The organism is Bacillus swezeyi (genome assembly GCF_001969815.1).
GTDB classification, from domain to species: Bacteria; Bacillota; Bacilli; order Bacillales; family Bacillaceae; genus Bacillus; species Bacillus swezeyi.
This window is the reverse complement of record NZ_MRBK01000026.1, coordinates 1-21,021: the sequence shown is the minus strand read 5'-3', so window position 1 is coordinate 21,021 and position 21,021 is coordinate 1. Positions and strand designations below refer to the sequence as shown.

Genomic DNA, 21,021 nt, shown 5'->3' with positions numbered 1-21,021 from the left:
CAGCTCCATCACGTAGAGCCGTCTTTAAAACAGGCGGCTCATTCCGGTCTTGTTTGATTGATTTTGACTTTTTCTGGAGACCGTTTTTTGACCAGTATTTTCACATACTTTATATTTCCTTTATTAACCTAGTTTCAATACATTGCGTTTGTTTAAAGGCTGAACTGGACGGTGATTATCAGGGAAATTTGTTGAAATGCCTGGATTTGTTTTTTTGACATTTCAATGGATTGTTCAAAAATATACCATTTGACTTTTTCCCTACAAGGAGGTGTCGTTAACGATCCATTATAATGAAAAGCCGTTTTTTCTTGAGGGAGCAGTCCTTGTAAATCAACCTGTTCATTTAAAGAAATATCCTTCACTGTTTCTTTTTTCGGCAGCACATCCCAAATAGATGCAAGCTGTTGATTTTCTTTTCCTTCTTGTATCATGACGCCAAGGACGGCAATCTTTCCGTTTTCGTCTTTATGTACAAGGTGCAGCTCCATATCATAGCTTTTGCCGTTCAGTTGATGTTCACTCGGAGTATGGAAATGAAATTGAACGAGCTTATACTGATGTCCTTCAATGAAAATGCTGCTGCTCTTTGCTCTTGCATTAGCTTGTATGGTATGACCGTTATTGACAAGCGTAAAAGGTGCAGATTCATATTGAATCTGAATGTTTTCTAAATGTCGATCCGTTTTGACTTGTGAGACATCAATATGAATTGGAGATTGTTCACTTCCGTTGACACATGCGGAGTTTGCTTGTTCCAATTCTCCCCAGTGTTCAGGTCCTGTTTCTTCTTCATATGACCAATGAACCTCTTCATTTGTATGATTGCTTGCTGACGTTATTTTCGAGCAGGCGCCTAATGACAAGCTTAAAGATACTGCCAAGAATGAATAAATGAGTTTCTTGTTCATCTACATCTTTCTTTTCTAATATTTTTGCCTTCATATCAAATAAAATGCTAATGACAAAAAAAAGCAAAACATTATTTTACAAATAAACGCTTACAATTAGATTGTGAGAAAAGGTTCTTTTTTAAAAAATATCAGATAGAGATTGATCAAGGCTCATCCGATTGGCTGTTGCCTTTCTGAGATGGATAGTTCGTGATGAATAAAGACATTGCTTTTTTCACGATAACTGGTTCTGATGAACCATCCTTGTCCAATTCAAACAGGCTGTAAAGCATTCAGGTGCGTAATGTATGAATATGATTGACTTACTGAACAGTTATTTATCTCTCATTCATTCTTTTTCAGCGTAAAAATAGTAAGGCTTGCACTTGTAATCTCGCAAAAAGAACAACATTCTCCCTTTTTTGTGTTTGATTTACTCTTTTTAGCAAAAGTTCAAATGACTGATATACAAAAATAAGAAACGTCTCTATAGTTAAATTTGAGGTCCTCATCGTGTATTAAAAAAGAATCAAAACACCATCTGCAGATGATGTAAAAGAAGCGGCATTAGTTCTGTTTTCATTCAAATACCAAACTTCTGGAGGTTTTAAGAAATGAAGAAATTAGCAGGGGTAGTTTTGTTAGCAGGTTTAGTAGTGGGCGGATTAGGACAGGCTTTTCCCGTAAAAGCTTCTGCGGCTGAGGTCGTTCATAAAACGATCGTTGTCGAAAAAGGGAAGACTTATGATGGAAAAGGCAAGCATTTTAAGGCTGGTTCTGAGCTTGGAGACGGCAGTCAGAGGGAAGACCAAAAAGCGATTTTCAAAGTGGAGGATGGAGCGACGCTTCAAAATGTCGTGCTTGATGCACCGGCTGCAGATGGCGTACACACTTATGGGAACGTTTCGATTAAAAATGTTGTGTGGACTGATATCGGCGAGGATGCACTGACTGTTAAAAAAGAGGGAAATGTGACAATCGACGGCGGATCTGCAAAGAACGGAGATGACAAAGTATTCCAAATCAATCATCCGAGCACATTTACGGTGAAAAATTTCACTGCTGATAACGCCGGGAAGTTCATTCGCCAAAATGGCGGCACCACTTTTAATGTCAAAGTGTACATTGACAAATGCACCATCACAAACATGAAAGAAGCCATTTTCAGAACCGACAGCAAAACAAGTTCTGTCACGATGACAAATACAAAATACTCTCATGTCGGCAAGAAGTGGATGGGCGTAAAACATATTACAGAAAAAAGTAATCAGGAATTTTAATTTTTCCGTATTTTTGACCCCTGCTAGATAGCGGGGGTTACTGCTTGGTCAGCTTCCCAAACCGGTTTATTGTATGTTCACACAATGTCCAAAAAACCACTTTCCTCCATATGTTAGTATGGATAATATATAGCAGGAATTTAAACGTACGGAGATGATCAAATATGACGTGGGTTTTCGTGACGCTGTTGACTCTCATTAGTCTTCTTAAAATTTTAGTGACATGTCTTCCAACCGGTGCTGTCGAGTGGATCACAAGCAAATTTCAAGTGCACTCAAAACTGGATGCCGCGAATGCCACTGTAGCCTTTGACGGCAAACGTCTGGAAGGGCAGGACAAAAATCAATTTATTCATGATTTTAACGATGCCGTATTTATGGAGCGTTATTACATATATCCAGGAGACGAGCATTTATATTTGCATCCAAAGAACAGCGGGAAGCCATTTATCATTGATGCAAAAAAAGGCAAACATGATGTCAGACTGTTCGTGTACAAGTACAGCGATCATATTGATGTAGTTAAACAATACAAGAAGAAAGTAGCCGCCTATTCTCTCTCTTCCGACAGTCTCCAAAAATGTTCTGTAGTGGCGGCGGGGGATTTGATATAGGAAGGCAGCAGCAGGAGCGGGCATAATGCCTGCTTTTTCTATTTCAACAAGTTAACAACATATTCACATATAAGAATTGCAAATGGATGGCCGTGTCGTGAACCGATTTTATAAAAAACAGCGGGATTCTATAATTAACAAAAAATTCGTCCGGCTAAGGAGAAAATATAATGAAAACAAATATCCATCATCTCAACAATGTGAATCCACAATACATAAAAGAAATTGTGGATTTGTGGAGTGAAAATGCGCTGGAAACGGCGGAGTGTGGATTGGACGAACAAGATAAAGAAATGATCCGAAAGCAGTTAAATCAATATATACAATCAACATACGGCGCGGTTTTTATCGTAATGAATGAAAAACGCGTGACGATTGGATACGGTCTTGCTTCGATGAAGCAAGATTTAGTCGGCCATATACTGACCGGTCAAATAGATGAAGTCTATATGACTCCTCAATATCGGAGAAAGAAATTAGGGAAACAATTAGTCGGCGAACTCATCAGCTGGTTTCATCAACAGGATGTTTCTTCAGTCCATGTTTATGTAGATGTAGAAAATGAACCGGCATTGCATTTTTGGGAGGGCATCGGCTTGAACAGGGCGTTGTATATACTTTCCAAACATTAGAAGGCTTGAACCCCCTTTTTTATTGTGAAGGGGCTTTTTTGATGAGCTGAGGGGAATTATTCTTGGGGGAATTAACCAAATCCGCCACCTCATAAGCCTCCATTTCATCTGATGGATAGGGTTTTAAAAGGCTCTCCAAATATTCAATGTCTTGATTTGCAGGATGAAGCCATTCTTTTTCACCATCGCGGTTAAGAATGACCGGCATGCGGTCGTGAATGTCCTTCATTAAATCGTTTGGTTTTGTGGTGATCACCGTGCATGTGTAGACGGGTTTGCCATTAGCAGGCTGCCACTTCTCCCATAGGGCGGCAAACGAAAACAATCCATTTGATTTAAGCTTGATCCTCATCGGCTGCTTTGTCTTAGCATCAATACGTTTCCACTCGTAAAAGCCGTCAGCCGGAATGATGCATCTTTTGCTGACAAGCGGCTTTCTGAAGCTTGGCTTCTCAGACAAAGTCTCGGCACGGGCGTTGATCATGTTATAGCCGATTTTCTCATCCTTTGACCACGGAGGAATGAACCCCCACTGCAGGCGGCCTAGCCGGTTTTTGGAGCCGTCATTGATGACAGCTAGGATTTGCTGGGAAGGAGCGATATTATAGCTCGGCGTATATTCTTCTTTGGCGATCATTTGATCAATGGCAAAACGAGCGATAATATGATCGAACTCTGAAAACAGTGTGAATCTCCCGCACATATGAATCACCCTTTTTGATGTTTATTCTATCATTTTCATCATTTGAAATGAATATTCACGAGTGTGCTTGAATTAAGATTAAATGGAATTTTGAAACATAGTAAAAAGTGTGGTATCTTGGGGGCAAAAATGGTAGGGGATTATATGATGAAGAAGACATTGTTGATGTTATCAGGATCTGTGGTATTGACTTATTTTACATTTAATTTGCCGCTCGCAGCCATTTATAACAGCGGTTTGTTTGAGGTGCTGACGTTTTGGCTGTTTGTCCTTTTTTTATTTTCCTTTGAACGGGAAATGTTTGATCGGGAAGAATAAAGGATTCCTCTCCATCATAAATAGGATGGGCTTAAAACAAATATACACTCGGTTGGATACATATAAAAATGATTGGGTAATTAGTGGATAGAGGATATATAACAGGGACCTTTTAAAAAATGGACGGGAATTAACCAAAAGATGAAAAGCCTTTCGAATAAAAAAGGCTTTTCATTTTCTGTTTTTTAGGGTCGATTTTTCAAACATAATGGATTCTTTTTTTGTATTGGTGTACATTTTTTTTGAAAAAAAGTATTTGTCCATACACTAAATGATTATAAAACGATCATGCAAATGTGTCATGGAATTTTCTCTTTTTCATGTATTTGTTCTTGCATTAACATTCAGTTAGTTTAAGAACATGATCATCATTTTTTTACTTCTGGTTTATTTCAAATTCATTTATTACCTCCTTTGTTGCTCCAGCAATCAGTTCATCATTGTATTCAGCATCCTTTTTATCACGACTGGAAAGTATGGCAAGAACGATTGGACATCCATTCGGCGGAAAAATGATAGCAATGTCATTTCGGGTTCCGTATGATGCAGCTCCAGTCTTATCAGCCACTTCCCAACCTTTCGGCACTCCGGCACGAATTAATGAATCCCCAGTGGTATTTCGCTTCATCCAATCTATCAAAAGCTCGCGTTTCTCAATTGGAAGTGCATCTCCAAGTGTGAATGCCTGAAGACTTGTCGCAAGCGCTCTTGGTGTACTAGTATCGCGAGTCTCTCCTGGTTGAACATCGTTTAACTCAGTTTCAAATCGTGTGGGATTCGTCACATGGTCGCCAATTTTTCTCAGTGCCTTTTTTAATCCCTTAGGTCCATTCAATTGTTGAAGGATAAGATTCATTGCAGTATTGTCACTGTATCGAAGTGCAGCATCGGAAAGTTCTTTAAGTGTCATTCCTGTGTTAACATGTTTTTCTGTGATTGGACTATAGCTTACAAGATCATCATGTGTATAAGTAATGTTTTGGTCCAGGTCTTTTATTGATTTCTGTTGTAAAAGTGCCCCTACAGCTAAGGCTTTAAGAGTAGACGCGAATGCAAAACGCTCATCTGGCCGATAAGTGACTGTCTGATTAGTACCAGTATCTAATGCAAATACACCCAGTCTTGCATCAAATTGATCCTCAAGTTTTGCAAAATGATGTTTAACCTCAGTTTCCTGATTCTTTGGTTTAAGTTGAGCGCCCTGAACATGATGACTTGAACATCCAATAAATGCTACACACGAGAGAAGCAACGCAGGTGCCATTTTTTTGATTTTCAAAGCGCTGAACATTTTGTTCAATGATGACTTCATATCAAAAACCTTCTTTCCAAAATTTTGTTTATTAAGCTATACATGTGGCTGAAAGTAGTACCTATGGTTTCATTTTACAGACTGAACTGTGCTCACGAAAGCATCAAAGTTACTACAATAGCAACGGCAACTCCTATTGCTCCAATTGCGTGATATGAAAAAAGATAAAACCTTTATTACAACAATGAACGCGCTGAACATTTGCGCAGCAGCCGACTTTAAAAAAGTCGCGAATGCCCTGATCGGTCTGCAGGTCGGGGCTGTTGAAGTGAATATGATATGAAATTTTGGGACGGCGTGAAGCGCGAACTCGATGTGTGGAGCGTGGTTCAGGGTACCAGGCGATGGCCCGGGATATCGGAGAAAAGCGAATGATGGAATGGATCGACAAGATTTTTTACGGCAACCGAGATATTAGTGGGAGGCATTGATCAGTTCTAGCTGAGCAGCACACTGCAAATTTCTCAATCGAACAAATCGGCCTCATGGAGATATTTTATAAAGAAAAGCTTCCTTTTGATCAAGACGTTATGGAAGCAGTAAAACGTATGATGATCCAGGACGAAGGAGACGATTTTACACTTTACGGCAGGACGGGCTCTGGCTCCGGTGTGGGCTGTTATGTCGGTTTTATAAAAACGGGAGGCCCGGCATACCGCTTTGCAACGAATATTTCCGGGACAGGCACAGAAGCTAAAGAGATCACCATGAACATTTTAAAGAAATACCGGCTGAGCTCCTGAACATTGTTTCAGGAGTTTTTTATATACAAATAGCCGATAAAGCCCCTGCAACAGCCATGGTAAAGCAATCCTCGCCGTTTATTTTCGCGCCGTTTTTAACGAGCACATGCAAGATCCAGTTCAGCGCGGTCCGGTCGGCTGTTTTGCCAATCAGTTGTTTTGCTATTACATAAAAGGCCATTTTCCATATTGAGAATGAAAGACAACATAAAATAAAGAGCAAAACAAATTTGCCAAGCAAAGTAAGCATTCATGATCACTCCGGCGATTTGAATGTTTATTTTCATTTAACTAATGACGGCTATATTGTGAAACCAACGTGTTTTTGAAGCCATCATAAAATGGAAGGCATATATATGAAAATGGCCCTTTCAACAGAAGTATTATATTGACTGCCCGGTCAGCAAACGTTACAATTTTTACTAACCAATTGGACAATAAACGAAAAGGAATGATTTCTTTGCCTTTGCAGCTTTATGAAAAAGAACAAATACTTGATGCCTGTCTGGGAGTTTTTGCCCGCCATGGATATTCAAAAACTTCGACCGGGATGCTGGCGGAAGCGGCCGGCATCTCAAAGGCGCTGATATTTCACCATTTCAAAAGCAAGAAGAATTTATATCTGTCTGTGCTCGATGATTGCATTGAAAAATTGAAGGCGCATTTGTCATTGGATGATCTGTCGCAATACAAGGGTTTTTTTGCGGCGAAAGAAAAAATAAGCTTGGCGAAGCTTGGATTTTTCCAAAAGTATCCTGATGTTTACAAGGTGACGATGGATGCTTTTTATTCACCGCCTTCTGAGCTGAAGGATGATATAGCTGAAAAATACGGGGAGCAATTCGCTGTAAGAAACCGCTTTTTGAAACAGCTATTTGAACAGGTGCCTTTAAAGGAAGGAGTTGATCGTGACGAGGCGTTTGAATTGGTTATGGTGATGATGGAGCATTTTGAACAAAAGTTTTTATCAGAGGTCCGGGCAGAACATGATTTTGATCCGGCCTATAATAGACGTCTCCTTGAAGAGAGAAACCGTTTTTTGAATATGATTCGTTTTGGGATTGAGCGATGAAAGAAAGGGGAGGGTGCCTTTTGCGAAAATATGTACTGGGCTTTCATGAGGTCGATAAAACCGATTTGCCGCTTGTTGGGGGAAAAGGGCTGAATCTCGTTGCGCTGTCAAAGATCGAAGGCATTCAAGTACCGGCGGGTTTTTGCGTTACTACTGAAGCTTATCAACACGTGATTGACGACCATCAGGAGGTCGGCGAATTGCTTGATCAGCTGTCTGTTTTAAAGGTGAAAGACAGGAAGCGGATCAGTCAAATCAGCCAAAAAATACGCGATGTAATCGAAAGGGCGGAGATGGCTGACAATCTCGAAAAAGAGATTATTCGCTGTTACACAAAGCTTGGTGAGGATGAGGCATATGCGGTTCGCTCAAGTGCTACGGCTGAAGATCTGCCACATGCTTCTTTCGCAGGGCAGCAGGATACCTACTTGAATATCGTTGGGAGAAGAGCGATTTTGCAGCATATCAGTAGATGCTGGGCTTCATTGTTTACGGAGCGCGCCGTCATCTATCGGATTCAAAACGGTTTTGACCACCGCAAAGTTCAATTAGCTGTCGTGGTTCAGAAGATGGTATTTCCACAGGTCTCGGGCATTTTGTTTACGGCTGATCCCGTCACATTCAACAGAAAAGTATTATCTATCGATGCAAGCTTTGGATTGGGGGAGGCGCTCGTATCAGGGCTTGTGTCTGCCGATAACTATAAGATTTGCGAAGGGGAAATTGTTGAAAAGACGGTTTCAGCGAAAAAAAACGCGGTCTACTCATTAGAAAGCGGCGGTACAGAAGAACGCGAGATTGAGATCAATCAGCAGAAAAGCCAAACACTGACGGATGAAGAGATTTTGCAGCTGGGGAAATGGGGACGGAGGATCGAGGCTCATTTTGAGTCGCCGCAGGATATTGAATGGTGTCTGGCTGATGGTGTGTTTTACTTTGTCCAGAGCCGTCCGGTGACAACATTATTTCCTCTTCCGAAAAAGAACGATGACAGGCTTCGCATCTATATGTCAGTAGGACACCAGCAAATGATGACAGAACCGATCAACCCGCTCGGGATGTCCCTCTTCGGAATGATCTCGGATACTGAAATGACATGTGCCGGCGGAAGGCTCTTTATTGATTTATCACATGATTTGGCATCTTCCATTGGCCGGAAGATTGTCCTCAGTTCGATGGGCAAAAACGATCCGCTGATGTACAGCTCACTTTCTCATTTTTTGAAAAGGAAGGAGCTTGTCAAAAAATTACCCAAAGGAAAACGGATGTTTACGTTAGGTTCTGAAGGAATGCCATGGTCTCTTCCAAAAGAGGCGCTGAAGATTTACCGGAAAAACGACACGGGGATCGTCAGCGAGCTTATGTCTAAAGCAGAGGCGTCTGTAAAAAATGCTGAACAACGAATGCAAAACGTCTCCGGTGAAGCGTTGTTTGAAGTCATTGCAGAAGATCAAAAGGAGCAGAAAAAAGTCCTCTATGATTCACGGAGCATGGCCGTCATCATGGTTGGTTTGTATGCGGTGTATTGGATCAATAAAAAAATGGAGAAATGGCTGGGGGAAAAGAGTGCGGCCGATATTCTTTCCCAATCGGTTTCGAACAATGTCACATCCGAAATGGGTCTGGCGCTCCTGGACGTAGCTGATGCTGCCAGACCATACCCTGAGGTACAGAAGTATTTTGAGCACGCCAATGATGAAACCTTTTTTGAAGATCTTGAACGGTTTGAAGGAGGAGCAGCCGTCAGCCGGGTTTTGCGGGAATATCTTTACAAATACGGCATGCGCTGCACTGGGGAGATCGATATTACTAAGACCCGCTGGAGTGAACGGCCTTCTGCGCTTGTCCCGTTGATTTTGAGCAACATCAAAAATTTTGAGCCGGGGGCGTGTGCGGCCAAGTTTGAGCAGGGAAGGCTTGAGGCAAAACAAAAGGAGAGGAACCTTTTAAGCCGTTTGGAGCAATTAAAAGGGGGCAGACAAAAGGCGAAAAAGACAAAGAAGATGATCAGTGTTCTGCGGAATTTTATCGGCTATCGGGAATATCCAAAATATGCACTGATCAAGCGTTACTTTGTCTATAAGCAAGCATTGATGAAAGAAGCCGATGTTTTGCAGGAAAAGAAGCTTATTCAAGCGAAAGAGGATGTCTATTATTTATCCTTTAAAGAATTCAAGGATGCTGTGAGCACAAATCGCCTCGATTACGAGGTCATCAAAGAAAGAAAAGCGGAATATGAACACTATGAAAAATTGACGCCTCCGCGGCTGATGACATCTGAAGGCGAGGTCATAACTGGAGAATACGGCAGAGAGAATCTCCCTGAAGGAGCGCTGGCGGGCATCCCTGTTTCATCAGGGGTCATCGAAGGAAGAGCCAGAGTCATTTTAAAATTAGAGGAAGCTGATATCGAAGAGGGAGATATCCTTGTCACGCCATTCACAGATCCGAGCTGGACGCCGCTGTTCGTCTCTATCAAAGGCTTGGTGACTGAGGTGGGCGGACTCATGACACATGGCGCCGTCATTGCCCGGGAATACGGACTTCCAGCCGTTGTCGGAGTTGAGAATGCCACGAAGGATATCAAAGATGGGCAAAAGATAAGGATCAATGGTTCGGAAGGTTATATAGAAATTTTGGAATAGTCGTAAGTAGTCAGCGCAGCTTGATGCTGCGCTTAATTTTGATAAAGGTCTGCAGACGACATCCATTCCATCAAGTGCTGATAAGGATAATATGTCGTGCCTTTCAATTCGATTTTAGGGATGTCAGGATATTTGTGGAGCATTTCTTTCGTTTCTTCTTTGCTTAAACCTAAATAATATTGCAAATCTCTTTCTTTGATTAAATGAGGGTACCCGGCGACATTTCCTTTTGGGTTTTTGAAATTTTTCAATCCGTCGCCAATGAAATAGCCCAAAGCCGCTAAACCCAGACCCAGCCAAAAAAAGCCCGTCTCCATTTTGACCATCCTTTTCATTTTCTGTGTTGATTGTAATACGAGAGCCCGCACAAAAAAGTTTCATGATCCCTATCAAAGGTCAGAGCAATGATTCCAATATTTCTTTAAGGACAACGGCATGATTGTGAACCTCATCTTTTGCGCCGTAAAGCAGGATAAGGTTTTCTTCGCGCGCCATGCCCCTTAATTCCTTGAGCTTGGCCTGCTTCAAAGGGTCCTGTTTGATTTCGTCTTTGTATGCCTGCTGAAAAGCAGCGAATTTTTTCGGATCATGATCAAACCATTTCCTTAAATCGGGGCTTGGGGCGATCTCTTTCATCCAATCGTCAAGCTTCGCTTTTTCTTTCGAAATTCCGCGGGGCCATACCCGATCAATTAAAATGCGGCGGCCTTCTGATTGGGGGTTTTCGTGATAAATTCGCTGGAGAATAATCGGCACCTGGATCACTCCTTCCATTTCCGATTAATGGGTATATTTATATGATAAAACGGCTGACTGAAGGGGACAACCCATACGCCCGTCCTTATTTGAACAATAAAATGCCAAAAGGGGCTTTTCTGCAGCGCTTTTGGCATTGTCCATTTATTCGATGGAATGTTTTAAAGAGTTGTACATTTGGCTGACGCTTTCATCAATTTCGTCTCTTGACATGCGCAAGGCTTTTTCAGATATGGCATAGCCGATTTCGAATCGCCCTTCTTGAAGTCCATTGAAGATCGCATCGGCGAATTCATCTAAAGGGGCGCCGAAATCATGCAGTCCGACACCGCCTAAATCTGTGTTAACTGCAGGAGGAGCGACTTCAATAACCTCAACAGCGGCATCTGACAGCTGATGTCTTAGACTCATCGTAAAGGAGTGGAGCGCGGCTTTCGTCGAAGAGTAGACCGGGGCAATCGCCATCGGCGTGAACGCCAAGCCTGACGTCACATTGATAATGGCAGCTTTCGCATTTTTTTCTGCAAAATACTGTGCAAAGAGCATAGCCAAGTGAATCGGCGCTTCCATATTCACGGTCATTTCTTTATTGTAGTCAGCCCAGTTGTCTTTCACATCGGCTTTTAAAATATGAAAACGCTGCTGAATTCCCGCATTATTGACAAGCACGTTCACTTGAGGATGATGTTCTTTTACCCATTCAAATAGTGCGAGCCGTTCCTTTTCAACTGTTACGTCGCAGGTGCGGGTTATCATGTCCGGAAATTTTTCTTTTGCTTCTTTGAGTTTGCTTTCGCGTCTTCCGCAGACAATGACCGTATTCCCAGCTTTCATAAAACGTTCGGCAAAAGCGAAGCCGATTCCTGATGCTCCGCCTGTAATCAGCACTGTGTTTCCTGACAGTTCCATTGGAATCCCTCATTTCTGTCTAGTATGTCAAACAATAGAATTGACATGTGGCCTGATTCTATATTGGCCGTTCAATTTCTAAAATGCAAGTATTCTGATTAGACGGTATGACGCGCTTAGCGCGCCGAGAAGGCCGACTTTAGCACAAGGTATTCAACCCAGAAAGCCCGCCTGCCCCGGCCGCGATCGACCCCGCCTCCAAACAGTTGGACACCGCAACTGCTATCGTTGATTTCAAACTGTCTGTTTTTCTTCCTAATAGGAGGTAAATAGAAAGTCCTCATTTTGTGGTATTTGGGTGAAAGAAATATGCGATTTGGTGAATTAAAAAGAGAATTGCCGCAGATTACACAAAAAATGTTAACAAAGTAGCTTAGGGAATTAGAAGAGGCCGGTATAGTCAATCGATTTGTTTATAATCAAGTGCCGCCTAAATTAGAATACTCTCTTTCTGAAGTTGGAAAAAGTCTTTTACCGATATTAATCACTCTATCTGATTGGGGAGTCTCCTATGCGGAGCAGGCTGAATCCAATATTTAATCCCCCGCCTATTTGGAGTCTTACTTAACGAAAAAGTGAATGATCTCGAAGAGGAATAATTTATTGTGCTTGATAATTGGCCTTTTGGTTTTAAGACAAGGAATGGTTCAGAACAAATGGCTCTAAATGATGTAAGTAAAGCCTTTTAGTTTAAGTACAATAATTCACAATATCCTTCCAAGGGAAGTCTGATATTGAAGTATTTTTTATAGGAAAAAATGAAATAGTTACAATAAGAAGCGAGGTCGTCGGTGTGAATGAAAATTCAATTGATGAAGAAATCAAGAAGAAACGTGATGCCGATCGACAGCCGAATCACATCAATTGCATGATCAAAACGCTCGCCGTATTCTATATATAACAATATGATGCAGGTTAAGAGTTGCCAGCATACATAAATCAAGGATGTAAAGAAAAAATCAAAGGAAACATCATGTGGAGGAAAAACAAAATGGAATTAGGCATCAGCACCTTTGTAGAAACAACCCCGGATATCAAATCCGGAAAAGTGATCAGCCATGCAGAGCGTCTGCGTGAAGTAGTAGAGGAGATCGTCCTTGCCGATCAAGTGGGCTTGGATGTTTTCGGTGTGGGGGAGCATCACCGTGAAGATTATGCGGCTTCTTCTCCTGCCGTCGTACTGTCCGCAGCGGCCTCGCAGACGAAGCGAATTCGTCTGACAAGTGCAGTCACAGTGCTTTCATCTGATGATCCGGTACGCGTCTTCCAGGATTTCGCCACGCTAGACGGCCTCTCAAATGGAAGGGTGGAAATCATGGCGGGTCGGGGATCTTTCATCGAATCCTTCCCGCTGTTTGGATACGATTTAGACGATTATGATGAGCTGTTTGAGGAGAAGCTTGATTTGCTTTTGGAGCTGCAAAAGTCGGAAAGGATAACGTGGAGCGGTAAGCATCGTCCGGCTATTCAAAATGTAGGCGTATATCCGCGCCCTGTGCAGAATCCATTGCCTGTATGGATCGGCAGCGGCGGCAACCAGGAATCCGTCGTTCGCGCTGGACTGCTTGGCCTGCCCCTTGTTCTGGCCATTATCGGGGGGAGTCCGCTGCACTTTGCTCCGCTAGTTCAGCTTTATAAAAAAGCGGCAAAGCATGCAGGGCATGATGCTTCAAAGCTTAAGGTCGCCTCTCATTCGCACGGCTTTCTTGCCGAGAATACACAGACGGCTGCCGATCAATTCTTCCCATCCACCCAGCAGGCCATGAACACGCTCGCCAGGGAGCGCGGCTGGGGGCCGTACAGCCGATCCAGCTTTGATGCTGCGCGCAGCTTTGAGGGAGCGCTCTATGTAGGTGACCCTGAGACGGTAGCGGAAAAAATTATTCATCTCCGCAAGAATGTAGGGATCACAAGGTTTATGCTGCATGTGCCCGTTGGCACGATGCCGCATGATGATGTCATGAAGGCGATTGAGCTGTTTGGAAAAGAAGCGGCGCCGCGAATCAGGGAGGAAGTCGCCCGCTGGGAGGCATCGCAAAAGACATAAAGAATGCAAAGGCCCGCAACATATGCGGGCCGCTTTTATTTCACGTAATGTTTTTTGAAATCCGGATGGATCGAAAATTTTCGGCGTAAATGGATGAGGTTTTCACCGAAACTTTCCTCCAACACCTCTCTATGTTTCTCCATAATCTCCATGAGGTACAGATCATGAATCATCACTTCCGTAATCGGCATGACCAATCCCACATGCATCGTCCATGCCGCACGGCTGTCTTTCCCCTGAGAAACCATGCCTGCTACAACTTCAGAATCATCCGCGCTGAATACGAGCCACCGTCCGTCATACTCTTCTGTAATCTCGCGGCTCCTGTCATGCAGATATACATTAGCGAAATCAGCCTCAATGTCGCCATAAGCAATAATGATTACGTTGACGCCTTTTTTTGCGGCTTGTCTTAGTTCTGGTTCTAATTCTTTGAAATCCTCTTTCCAAATTTCCAAGAGAATTCTTTTTTGGGCAGATAATATACACGCCTTTACCTTATCGAGTATTTCGCTCCGTCCGGTGATATTCCAGATATTTTCACGGTCATTTGCGGAACGCTCAAATTTCTCAAAATATTTTTCTGCCTGTTCAAAAGTCTCTTCCGCCTTCAGGCGGCGGTTTTTAATCAGCTCCTTGGCAGGAACGGGAATGTACTGCGGAGTGTTGCCGTAGCTTACAAAAATATCGCCGCGAATCACGAGGCTCTCCAACACTTCATATATTTTCGACCGCGGAACACCGGATTTTTTTGCCGCCGCATAGCCTGTCAGCGGCGATTCTTCCAATAGCGCGAGGTATGCTTTCGATTCATATTCGGTAAAATTCAGATGTTTAAGTATTTCTAAAATGTTTTCCTTCATACATCCTCCAGCCTCAAAATTAGTCGCTGTCTTTGTAACTCATATTTTGCGGGATGTATTGATTTATTTCAAGTGCGCTGATACACTTTTTATAAGTAGTTACTAAGGTAGTCACTATATGAAAACTGTGGTATTTTCAACAGAAAAATCAGTATGGAGGGAGACATCTGATGGATAGCCTGCTGTCATACATATCGATCGCCGCCATGATGGTTGTGATACCCGGAGCTGATACGATGCTCGTTGTGAAAAATACGCTTCGGTATGGTCCGAACGCCGGACGCTGCAATGTTCTCGGATTAGCGACGGGACTTTCCTTTTGGACGCTGATTGCCATTCTCGGGTTGGCGGTTGTGATTGCGAAGTCGGTCATTCTTTTCAATACAATCAAATACTTGGGCGCGGCCTATTTAATTTATTTAGGCATCAAAAGTTTTTTTGCCAAAAGGATGTTTTCTTTGGAGGACATGCAAGCCGAGAAAAACAAGCCTGAAGACTCTTCCAGTCGGCATTATAAAAATTCGTTTATGCAAGGATTGTTCAGTAATGTCCTGAATCCTAAAACTGTTTTGGTTTATATCACGATCATGCCGCAATTTATCAATTTGAAGGAAAGCGTCAATCAGCAGCTGATCATACTCGCTTTGATCCTTACGTGTCTTGCAGTGTTTTGGTTTCTCATTCTTGTATATCTGATCGATTACGCCAAAAAATGGCTTCGAAGCGTCAAATTCCAGAAGGTCTTTCAAAAAGCTGCAGGTATGGTGCTGGTGGGGTTTGGCATTAAAACGGGTTTAGATTAGTTTGCTCATGAATGAAATTGTTTAAAATAATCAGAGGGAGTGAGAGTCATTTCTCACCCCTTTTGTTCAATAAAATCGCCGAATGTTGCCCGCAAAACCAAATGAGTTTGCCGGCAGACAGCATTTCAGATGAAGAAGCCCGCCAGACGAGAAGAATACCGGCACATTTCGATTCAGCCTGAGGCGATTGCACGTGCAATCCTGTCCGCTATCGAACAGCCTTCCGAAGTAGACGTAAACGAGATTGTGGTTAGGCCGACAGCATGCGCAAATTATCATCGGCTAGGTGTGTGTTCTTGAACGGGAAGCGTTCATCAAGAAATGGAATGAAATAAAAAAAGAAAAAACACATTTTCTCCATTAAAAGGGCCCGCATAATGCAGCCCTTTTTCAACGTCATTTTTTACATGGAGAAGAAGAAATCATGATGCAAGTGTGCCACAAACATATGATTTCGCTTTCATTAAAAGATAATATGAAGGGGAAAAATTTTAATGATGAGCAGCTTAAATGAGGAGGTGAATGACAAAGGGCCTTTCTGAAAACAGAAAGACCTTTTAATATCAATTTCTTGCTGCAAAAATCTGAAAGGCGACACCGTATGGATCTGTGACAATGCCATAGGCGGGGCTGAAATACGTTTCTTTCAGTTCTAAATTGACCTCGCCCTGCTCTCTGAGCTTATCGAACAGCTGTTTAGCCGATTGCGCATCATCAGCCGTGATGCAAATTGAGATTTGATTTCCGCTTTGAAAAGGCAGCTCTGGAATGATGTCGGCAATCATTAGGGTGGCTCCGCCGATTGTCAAAACGGCATGTGCAACCAGATCTAATTCCTCTTCTTTAAAATTCGCAGCCTCATCCTTTGGCCCTTCGCCTAAGGTCTGCTGAAACTTGACTTCAGCATCCAGCACTTCCCGATAATATTCAATTGCTTCCTTTGCTCTTCCGTTCATTAGGATGTACGGGGTGAATGGCATTTCCATATTTGAAACATCTCCTTTTTTGTTGTTCTAAGGCGATTGTATATTATAATGGTGACAACTTATGTCATGGTTAAAATGTTTTTTCGGGAGGTATTTATGTCAAAAGCAAAAAGATTAAACGAAATGATGATGATGGTGAATCGAAAGAAACGGTTTACGGTCGGTGAATTGGCGCAGGAATTCGGGGTTTCCAAAAGGACCGTTTTAAGGGATTTGCAAGAGCTCAGTGAATTAGGGGTTCCTCTTTATTCTGAAACAGGGCCCCACGGCGGCTATCAGGTGTTAAATGAAAGAATTCTTCCCCCCATCGCATTCAGCGAGAATGAAGCGATCTCCATATTCTTTGCGATCCATGCGCTCAGGCACTATATGTCTCTCCCGTTTGATGCCCAGTACGATTCCATCAAGAAAAAGTTTTATTTAAATCTTGCCGGAGATATTCGGGAAACGATTGACAGCATGAAGGACCGCGTCGATTTTTACACGGCCTATGAACAAAAAGAGGAAATTCCGTTTTTAAGGGTGCTGCTCGAGGCGGCGGTTCAGCAAAATGTCCTGCTCATCAAATATGACACAAATGACACAACAAGCGAGAGGACCATTCAGCCGATCGGCATCTATGCCAATCAAGGAAAATGGTATTGCCCGGCTTATTGCTTTTTAAGAGAGGATTATCGCATGTTCAGATGCGACCGGATCATGTTTGTCGAACTTGATGAAAATACCGTTCCGATTGATTTGTCCGAAATAAATTTAAAAAACCGGTTTTCGGTTTTGGCCCGTCCCCGGGAGATATTGGAATTATCCGTGAAACTGACAAAAAAAGGCGTGGAGCGATACGGTTTCCTCAAATGGCCGCATCTTGAGCTGCATGTGAGAGAAGACGGTTCCGGAATGCTGAAAGGCGGGATCGCGCCAAAGGATATTGACTTTTTTTCGGATTATTTCATCTCATTCGGCCGGGAAGCGGTCATTCAAAAACCTTCTGAATTAATCGAAAGGACAAAGAAAACATTATTTGAAATGGTGAATCAATACGCACAAAATGAAGACTCCAGTCCAACTGATGATTAAGACCGCAGCCTGTGTTTGACCGCCGGCCTCCCTGCTAAACTTGACAGGACTTTGATGTTAAAGGAGAGGAAGAGAGTTTTGAAGAAGCTGGGTCCGGCGGGAATGAAGTGGCTGAAGATCATCCATATTCTATTAGCGGCGATGTTTTTCGGCGGCATCATGAGCTCTTTGGCTTTGCATTTCGCGGTAAACATGGCGGCATATGAAGAAACGTTGTCATTTTATCAGCATGCCGTTATCATCAGCGACCATACGATTAGAATTGGCGCTGTCGGCACTTTATTGATCGGTTTTATATACGGAATCCTGACAAAGTGGGGATTTTTCAAACATAGATGGATCACTGTGAAATGGGTGCTTTTCATCATCCAGACGTTCATTGGGATATTCATTGTCGATCAATTGATGACGTCAAATATGGATATGCTTGAAGCCGAAAAAAGCGCCGTTTTGCATGATCCCGTATTTATACAAAATCATTCACTCAGGCAATATGCCGTCATCATCCAGATCGCAATCACTGTTTTGATCTTCTGCATTTCTGTATTAAAGCCATGGAAAAAGAAAAAGGGCACTTGACGGAAAGAGGATGCTAATCTTTGAGCAAACGAATCTCGCAAAAAGACACTCTCAGCTTGAGGGTGTCTTATTTTTCCCGTATAAAGAAATTTTTACCCAAAAAAGTTGACGGAGGACTTAAAAGTGAGTATCATTACAAATGTGATATAAATATTACATTTGTGTTACAAAGTAAAATGATATGTTACGAGTTTGAAAGAAGATTGACAAAGGAGTATGCCTATGAAGAAAGCGATGGCGATTTTAGGATTTTTGGTACTTACTGCGTCGCTGCTATTTATGATCAATAAAGGATCATCTCAAATAAATGCTTCACAAAATCGAAAAGCTTCAGTTCATACCGAGCTTTACAAAGACATCAATTCTTTATTGTTTCCGGCATTCAGCGGGTTAAAAGCCGATGATCTCAAGCTGGTTCATGATGCAATTGAGCATCATATGAAAGCGTCTTTCAAGGAATATCAGAAGCTGAAGAAAGAAGCGGGGAAAAAGGATGAAGACAGCGTCTACGAAACGTCGTATAAAGTCAAATACAACGACGGAGACAAACTGAGCTTTTTAATATATGACTACCAGTTCTCCGGCGGAGCGCACGGAATGTATACCGTTACATCCTACAACTATGATTTTGCTAAGCATCAGCGGGTGAACCTGATAGACCTTTTAAATAACCAGGCCAAAATCGAAAAAGCTAAAAACTATATTTACAGCTATATAAACGAACATCCGGAACAATTTTATTCAGACCTTAAAAAGAGCGATATCCACTTAGATGAAAATACTGCTTTCTATTATACAAACAACGGAATTTCCATTGTCTTTCAGCAGTATGATATTGCGCCGTATGCTGCTGGCAACCAAGAAATCAAGATTCCTGCTTCTCTTTTATATTAATCTTGGTTTACATGCCAGACATCTAACCAAAACAGGAAGAAAAACAGATCTAATAACGCAGGAGAGTGAACAGGGATGTCTGTCAAACCGCCATCATTGCGATGGATCAAAGCATTGATTTTTTTAACGATATTAATAGGATTGGCGGGGTACTCTTTTAATAAAGTATCGAGCGATACAGAGGCCCCTCAGCCAAAACAAGGCCGTGATGATGCACAGATCGGGGTCGAATCATTAGTCAGCGACAGCGATGAAGAGAGATACGCCGTCCATTACCCCGTCTTTCATATCAAAGAAATCGATGATCAATTAAAAACATATGTCCGTGATCAACTGAACCGCTTTAAAGAAAACAACGCAAATGCGCGGGCTCAAAATGAAAACGGGCCATTTGAATTGAATATCAAATATAAGATTGTCTATCACACAAAACAAACGGCTGCAGTGGTTTTAAATGAATACATAGCAATCGGAAGCGCTCCGGGAAAAACGACGATCAAAACGTTTAACGCCGACTTGAAACATAAAAAATTACTTGCGCTTGAAGACCTTTTTATAGAGAATTCAGACTATCTGAACAAAATTTCAAGCCTGGCCTATCAGCAATTGAAAAATGAAAATGCCGCCGCTGATCTAGCGTTATTAAGAGAAGGTACAAGTCCTGTTGAAGAAAACTTCAGCCGTTTTGCCCTGCTTGAGGACGAAGTAGAATTCTATTTTGAGAAGGAGCAAACAGGCTTGGAGCAGTCTGTTAAAATCAAAAAAGAGCAGCTGAGAGATATTTTAAAAGATCAATATGAAAATATGAAAAAGGATCGCTCTCAGGCAAAGCAAAAGCAGGAAGCTGTTCCTCTTCCGAAAGAAGCAAAAGTAAATCCGAATGGTAAAGTGATCGCCCTGACATTTGACGACGGGCCAAACCCTGCCTCAACAAATAAAATATTGGATGCGTTAAAGAAATATGAAGGGCATGCGACATTCTTCGTGCTGGGGAGCAGAGCTCAAGTCTATCCTGAAACGGTAAAAAGGATGATGAAAGAAGGAAATGAAGTGGGCAATCACTCGTGGGATCACCCATTGCTCACAAGGCTTTCAGATGAAAAAGCATACAAGGAAATCGATGATACGCAACAAGTGATTGAGAAAATCAGCGGCCATCTTCCGACACATTTAAGGCCTCCATACGGCGGAATCAATGATTCTGTCCGAGGACTTACCAATCTGAAAATCTCTTTATGGGATGTTGATCCGGAAGACTGGAAGGTCAGAAATAAACAAAAAATCGTCAATCATGTGATGAGTCATGCAGGAGACGGAAAAATCGTCTTGATGCACGATATTTATGCTGCGTCAGCCGAGGCCGCTGAAGAGATTATTGAGAGACTGAACCAGCAGGGCTATCAGTTGGTGACAGTATCTCAGCTTGAAAAGGTGAAAAAGCAAAGAGGAAATTAAAATGGAGAAGAAAGTGTTGAAGCGGCACTTTCTTTTTTTCGTATTTGTAAAAAAATCTACATGATGTATGTCGCCTGTGAAAATGCGGGTGAAACATGGTTTGACATCAAAGGAAACCGCTCAGCTTCCGTTACGATCAATTCGAACGGCATGTGAACGGCGGTTCGGTGTCGGTTGATGAAAGGTTGCGCGGCAGATTTCCTTTAGGAAATCTGCTCAGCGTGTCGACAAACCCTCGCATTCGTTGTCAGGCCTGCTGAGTCGGTGCTCACGTTCAAGGAAGGAACGGCGGCTAATCGCTCAGGCGTCCTGCCTGAACGCCGCCGTCATCACATCTAAAAGTAAGGAACGACGGTTAAGTGCGCGGACGTCCTGTGAAAGCCCGATGCTCGGCCTTCCTAGACTGCAAAGGTTTCGGGTCACGCTGAAAGGATGACAAAATC

General features: G+C 42.5%; 22 protein-coding genes and 2 pseudogenes. 14 read left to right on the top strand and 10 right to left on the bottom strand.

The genetic code is table 11. From position 1 onward, the window contains the following. Positions 1 to 152: 152 nt before the first annotated feature. Positions 153 to 911 (bottom strand): carbonic anhydrase, encoded by a 759-nt coding sequence (locus BTA30_RS18385; RefSeq protein ID WP_239693724.1) that lies wholly within the window; start codon positions 909 to 911, stop codon positions 153 to 155. A 596-nt stretch (positions 912 to 1,507) separates the two neighbouring features. Here BTA30_RS18385 and BTA30_RS18380 point away from each other — a divergent pair. The 3 genes from BTA30_RS18380 to BTA30_RS18370 all read left to right on the top strand — a co-directional run bounded on the left by BTA30_RS18380 (position 1,508) and on the right by BTA30_RS18370 (position 3,419). Then, on the top strand, positions 1,508 to 2,173 hold the full coding sequence (locus BTA30_RS18380) for a pectate lyase (protein WP_076762742.1): 666 nt from the start codon (positions 1,508 to 1,510) through the stop codon (positions 2,171 to 2,173). Positions 2,174 to 2,337: 164 nt separating this feature from the next. Continuing rightward, positions 2,338 to 2,787 carry a YfmQ family protein gene (locus BTA30_RS18375; protein ID WP_076762741.1) on the top strand — a complete coding sequence of 150 codons (450 nt, stop codon included), beginning with the start codon at positions 2,338 to 2,340 and terminating at the stop codon, positions 2,785 to 2,787. Between the two features lie 170 nt (positions 2,788 to 2,957). Then, positions 2,958 to 3,419 carry a GNAT family N-acetyltransferase gene (locus tag BTA30_RS18370; RefSeq protein ID WP_076762740.1) on the top strand — a complete coding sequence of 154 codons (462 nt, stop codon included), beginning with the start codon at positions 2,958 to 2,960 and terminating at the stop codon, positions 3,417 to 3,419. A 19-nt stretch (positions 3,420 to 3,438) separates the two neighbouring features. Here BTA30_RS18370 and BTA30_RS18365 read toward each other — a convergent pair whose 3' ends face one another. Then, a complete protein-coding gene (locus tag BTA30_RS18365) occupies positions 3,439 to 4,122 on the bottom strand; it encodes an SOS response-associated peptidase (protein ID WP_076762739.1) in 684 nt (227 codons plus the stop codon). 147 nt (positions 4,123 to 4,269) lie between these two features. On the opposite strand from BTA30_RS18365, the gene BTA30_RS23455 reads away from it, so the two are divergent. After that, positions 4,270 to 4,440, top strand: coding sequence for a hypothetical protein (locus BTA30_RS23455; protein WP_164470260.1), 171 nt, complete (start codon positions 4,270 to 4,272; stop codon positions 4,438 to 4,440). Between the two features lie 376 nt (positions 4,441 to 4,816). On the opposite strand, the gene bla is transcribed toward BTA30_RS23455, so the two are convergent. Then, a complete protein-coding gene (gene bla, locus BTA30_RS18355; protein WP_076762737.1) occupies positions 4,817 to 5,752 on the bottom strand; it encodes a class A beta-lactamase in 936 nt (311 codons plus the stop codon). 485 nt (positions 5,753 to 6,237) lie between these two features. Here bla and BTA30_RS24525 point away from each other — a divergent pair, with 485 nt between their 5' ends. Continuing rightward, positions 6,238 to 6,495: a hypothetical protein gene (locus BTA30_RS24525; protein ID WP_076762736.1), complete on the top strand. Its 258-nt coding sequence runs from the start codon at positions 6,238 to 6,240 to the stop codon at positions 6,493 to 6,495. Positions 6,496 to 6,514: 19 nt separating this feature from the next. Here the strand turns inward: BTA30_RS24525 and BTA30_RS18345 are convergent, their stop codons facing one another. Continuing rightward, positions 6,515 to 6,745, bottom strand: coding sequence for a hypothetical protein (locus BTA30_RS18345; RefSeq protein ID WP_076762735.1), 231 nt, complete (start codon positions 6,743 to 6,745; stop codon positions 6,515 to 6,517). A gap of 210 nt (positions 6,746 to 6,955) precedes the next feature. Between BTA30_RS18345 and BTA30_RS18340 the strand changes: the two genes are divergently transcribed. Next, positions 6,956 to 7,567, top strand: coding sequence for a TetR/AcrR family transcriptional regulator (locus BTA30_RS18340; RefSeq protein WP_076762784.1), 612 nt, complete (start codon positions 6,956 to 6,958; stop codon positions 7,565 to 7,567). Positions 7,568 to 7,587: 20 nt separating this feature from the next. After that, positions 7,588 to 10,212, top strand: a complete 2,625-nt coding sequence (ppsA, locus tag BTA30_RS18335) for a phosphoenolpyruvate synthase (protein WP_094777355.1) — start codon at positions 7,588 to 7,590, stop codon at positions 10,210 to 10,212. 32 nt (positions 10,213 to 10,244) lie between these two features. On the opposite strand, the gene BTA30_RS18330 is transcribed toward ppsA, so the two are convergent. From BTA30_RS18330 to BTA30_RS24520, 4 genes and pseudogenes are all read right to left on the bottom strand, one after another. Beyond that, the gene (locus tag BTA30_RS18330) at positions 10,245 to 10,529 is read right to left on the bottom strand and encodes a DNA-binding protein (RefSeq protein WP_076762733.1); all 285 of its coding nucleotides are present in this window, start codon (positions 10,527 to 10,529) and stop codon (positions 10,245 to 10,247) included. 79 nt (positions 10,530 to 10,608) lie between these two features. Continuing rightward, positions 10,609 to 10,968 carry a DUF488 domain-containing protein gene (locus BTA30_RS18325; RefSeq protein WP_076762732.1) on the bottom strand — a complete coding sequence of 120 codons (360 nt, stop codon included), beginning with the start codon at positions 10,966 to 10,968 and terminating at the stop codon, positions 10,609 to 10,611. 144 nt (positions 10,969 to 11,112) lie between these two features. Continuing rightward, entirely contained in the window at positions 11,113 to 11,877 is a 765-nt protein-coding gene (locus BTA30_RS18320; protein WP_076762731.1) for an SDR family oxidoreductase, read from the bottom strand. A gap of 108 nt (positions 11,878 to 11,985) precedes the next feature. Then, positions 11,986 to 12,148: pseudogene (locus BTA30_RS24520) on the bottom strand (MFS transporter); the annotation flags it as partial. Positions 12,149 to 12,186: 38 nt separating this feature from the next. Between BTA30_RS24520 and BTA30_RS18315 the strand changes: the two are divergent. Continuing rightward, positions 12,187 to 12,417, top strand: a pseudogene (locus BTA30_RS18315) (winged helix-turn-helix transcriptional regulator). A gap of 451 nt (positions 12,418 to 12,868) precedes the next feature. After that, a complete protein-coding gene (locus BTA30_RS18310) occupies positions 12,869 to 13,924 on the top strand; it encodes an LLM class flavin-dependent oxidoreductase (protein ID WP_076762782.1) in 1,056 nt (351 codons plus the stop codon). A gap of 35 nt (positions 13,925 to 13,959) precedes the next feature. On the opposite strand, the gene BTA30_RS18305 is transcribed toward BTA30_RS18310, so the two are convergent. Further along, on the bottom strand, positions 13,960 to 14,787 hold the full coding sequence (locus BTA30_RS18305) for a TrmB family transcriptional regulator (RefSeq protein ID WP_076762730.1): 828 nt from the start codon (positions 14,785 to 14,787) through the stop codon (positions 13,960 to 13,962). A gap of 170 nt (positions 14,788 to 14,957) precedes the next feature. Between BTA30_RS18305 and BTA30_RS18300 the strand changes: the two genes are divergently transcribed. Then, on the top strand, positions 14,958 to 15,590 hold the full coding sequence (locus tag BTA30_RS18300; RefSeq protein ID WP_076762729.1) for a homoserine/threonine efflux transporter: 633 nt from the start codon (positions 14,958 to 14,960) through the stop codon (positions 15,588 to 15,590). Between the two features lie 563 nt (positions 15,591 to 16,153). On the opposite strand, the gene BTA30_RS18290 is transcribed toward BTA30_RS18300, so the two are convergent. Further along, positions 16,154 to 16,576 (bottom strand): VOC family protein, encoded by a 423-nt coding sequence (locus tag BTA30_RS18290; RefSeq protein WP_076762728.1) that lies wholly within the window; start codon positions 16,574 to 16,576, stop codon positions 16,154 to 16,156. 96 nt (positions 16,577 to 16,672) lie between these two features. Here BTA30_RS18290 and BTA30_RS18285 point away from each other — a divergent pair, with 96 nt between their 5' ends. The 4 genes from BTA30_RS18285 to BTA30_RS18270 all read left to right on the top strand — a co-directional run bounded on the left by BTA30_RS18285 (position 16,673) and on the right by BTA30_RS18270 (position 20,578). Continuing rightward, the gene (locus BTA30_RS18285; protein WP_076762727.1) at positions 16,673 to 17,650 is read left to right on the top strand and encodes a helix-turn-helix transcriptional regulator; all 978 of its coding nucleotides are present in this window, start codon (positions 16,673 to 16,675) and stop codon (positions 17,648 to 17,650) included. A 78-nt stretch (positions 17,651 to 17,728) separates the two neighbouring features. Next, complete coding sequence (locus BTA30_RS18280) at positions 17,729 to 18,229, top strand: DUF2269 family protein (RefSeq protein WP_076762726.1); 501 nt, start codon at positions 17,729 to 17,731, stop codon at positions 18,227 to 18,229. Between the two features lie 222 nt (positions 18,230 to 18,451). Next, complete coding sequence (locus tag BTA30_RS18275; RefSeq protein ID WP_076762725.1) at positions 18,452 to 19,123, top strand: DUF3298 and DUF4163 domain-containing protein; 672 nt, start codon at positions 18,452 to 18,454, stop codon at positions 19,121 to 19,123. A gap of 75 nt (positions 19,124 to 19,198) precedes the next feature. After that, positions 19,199 to 20,578, top strand: a complete 1,380-nt coding sequence (locus BTA30_RS18270; RefSeq protein ID WP_076762724.1) for a polysaccharide deacetylase family protein — start codon at positions 19,199 to 19,201, stop codon at positions 20,576 to 20,578. The last annotated feature ends 443 nt before the right edge of the window (positions 20,579 to 21,021 follow it).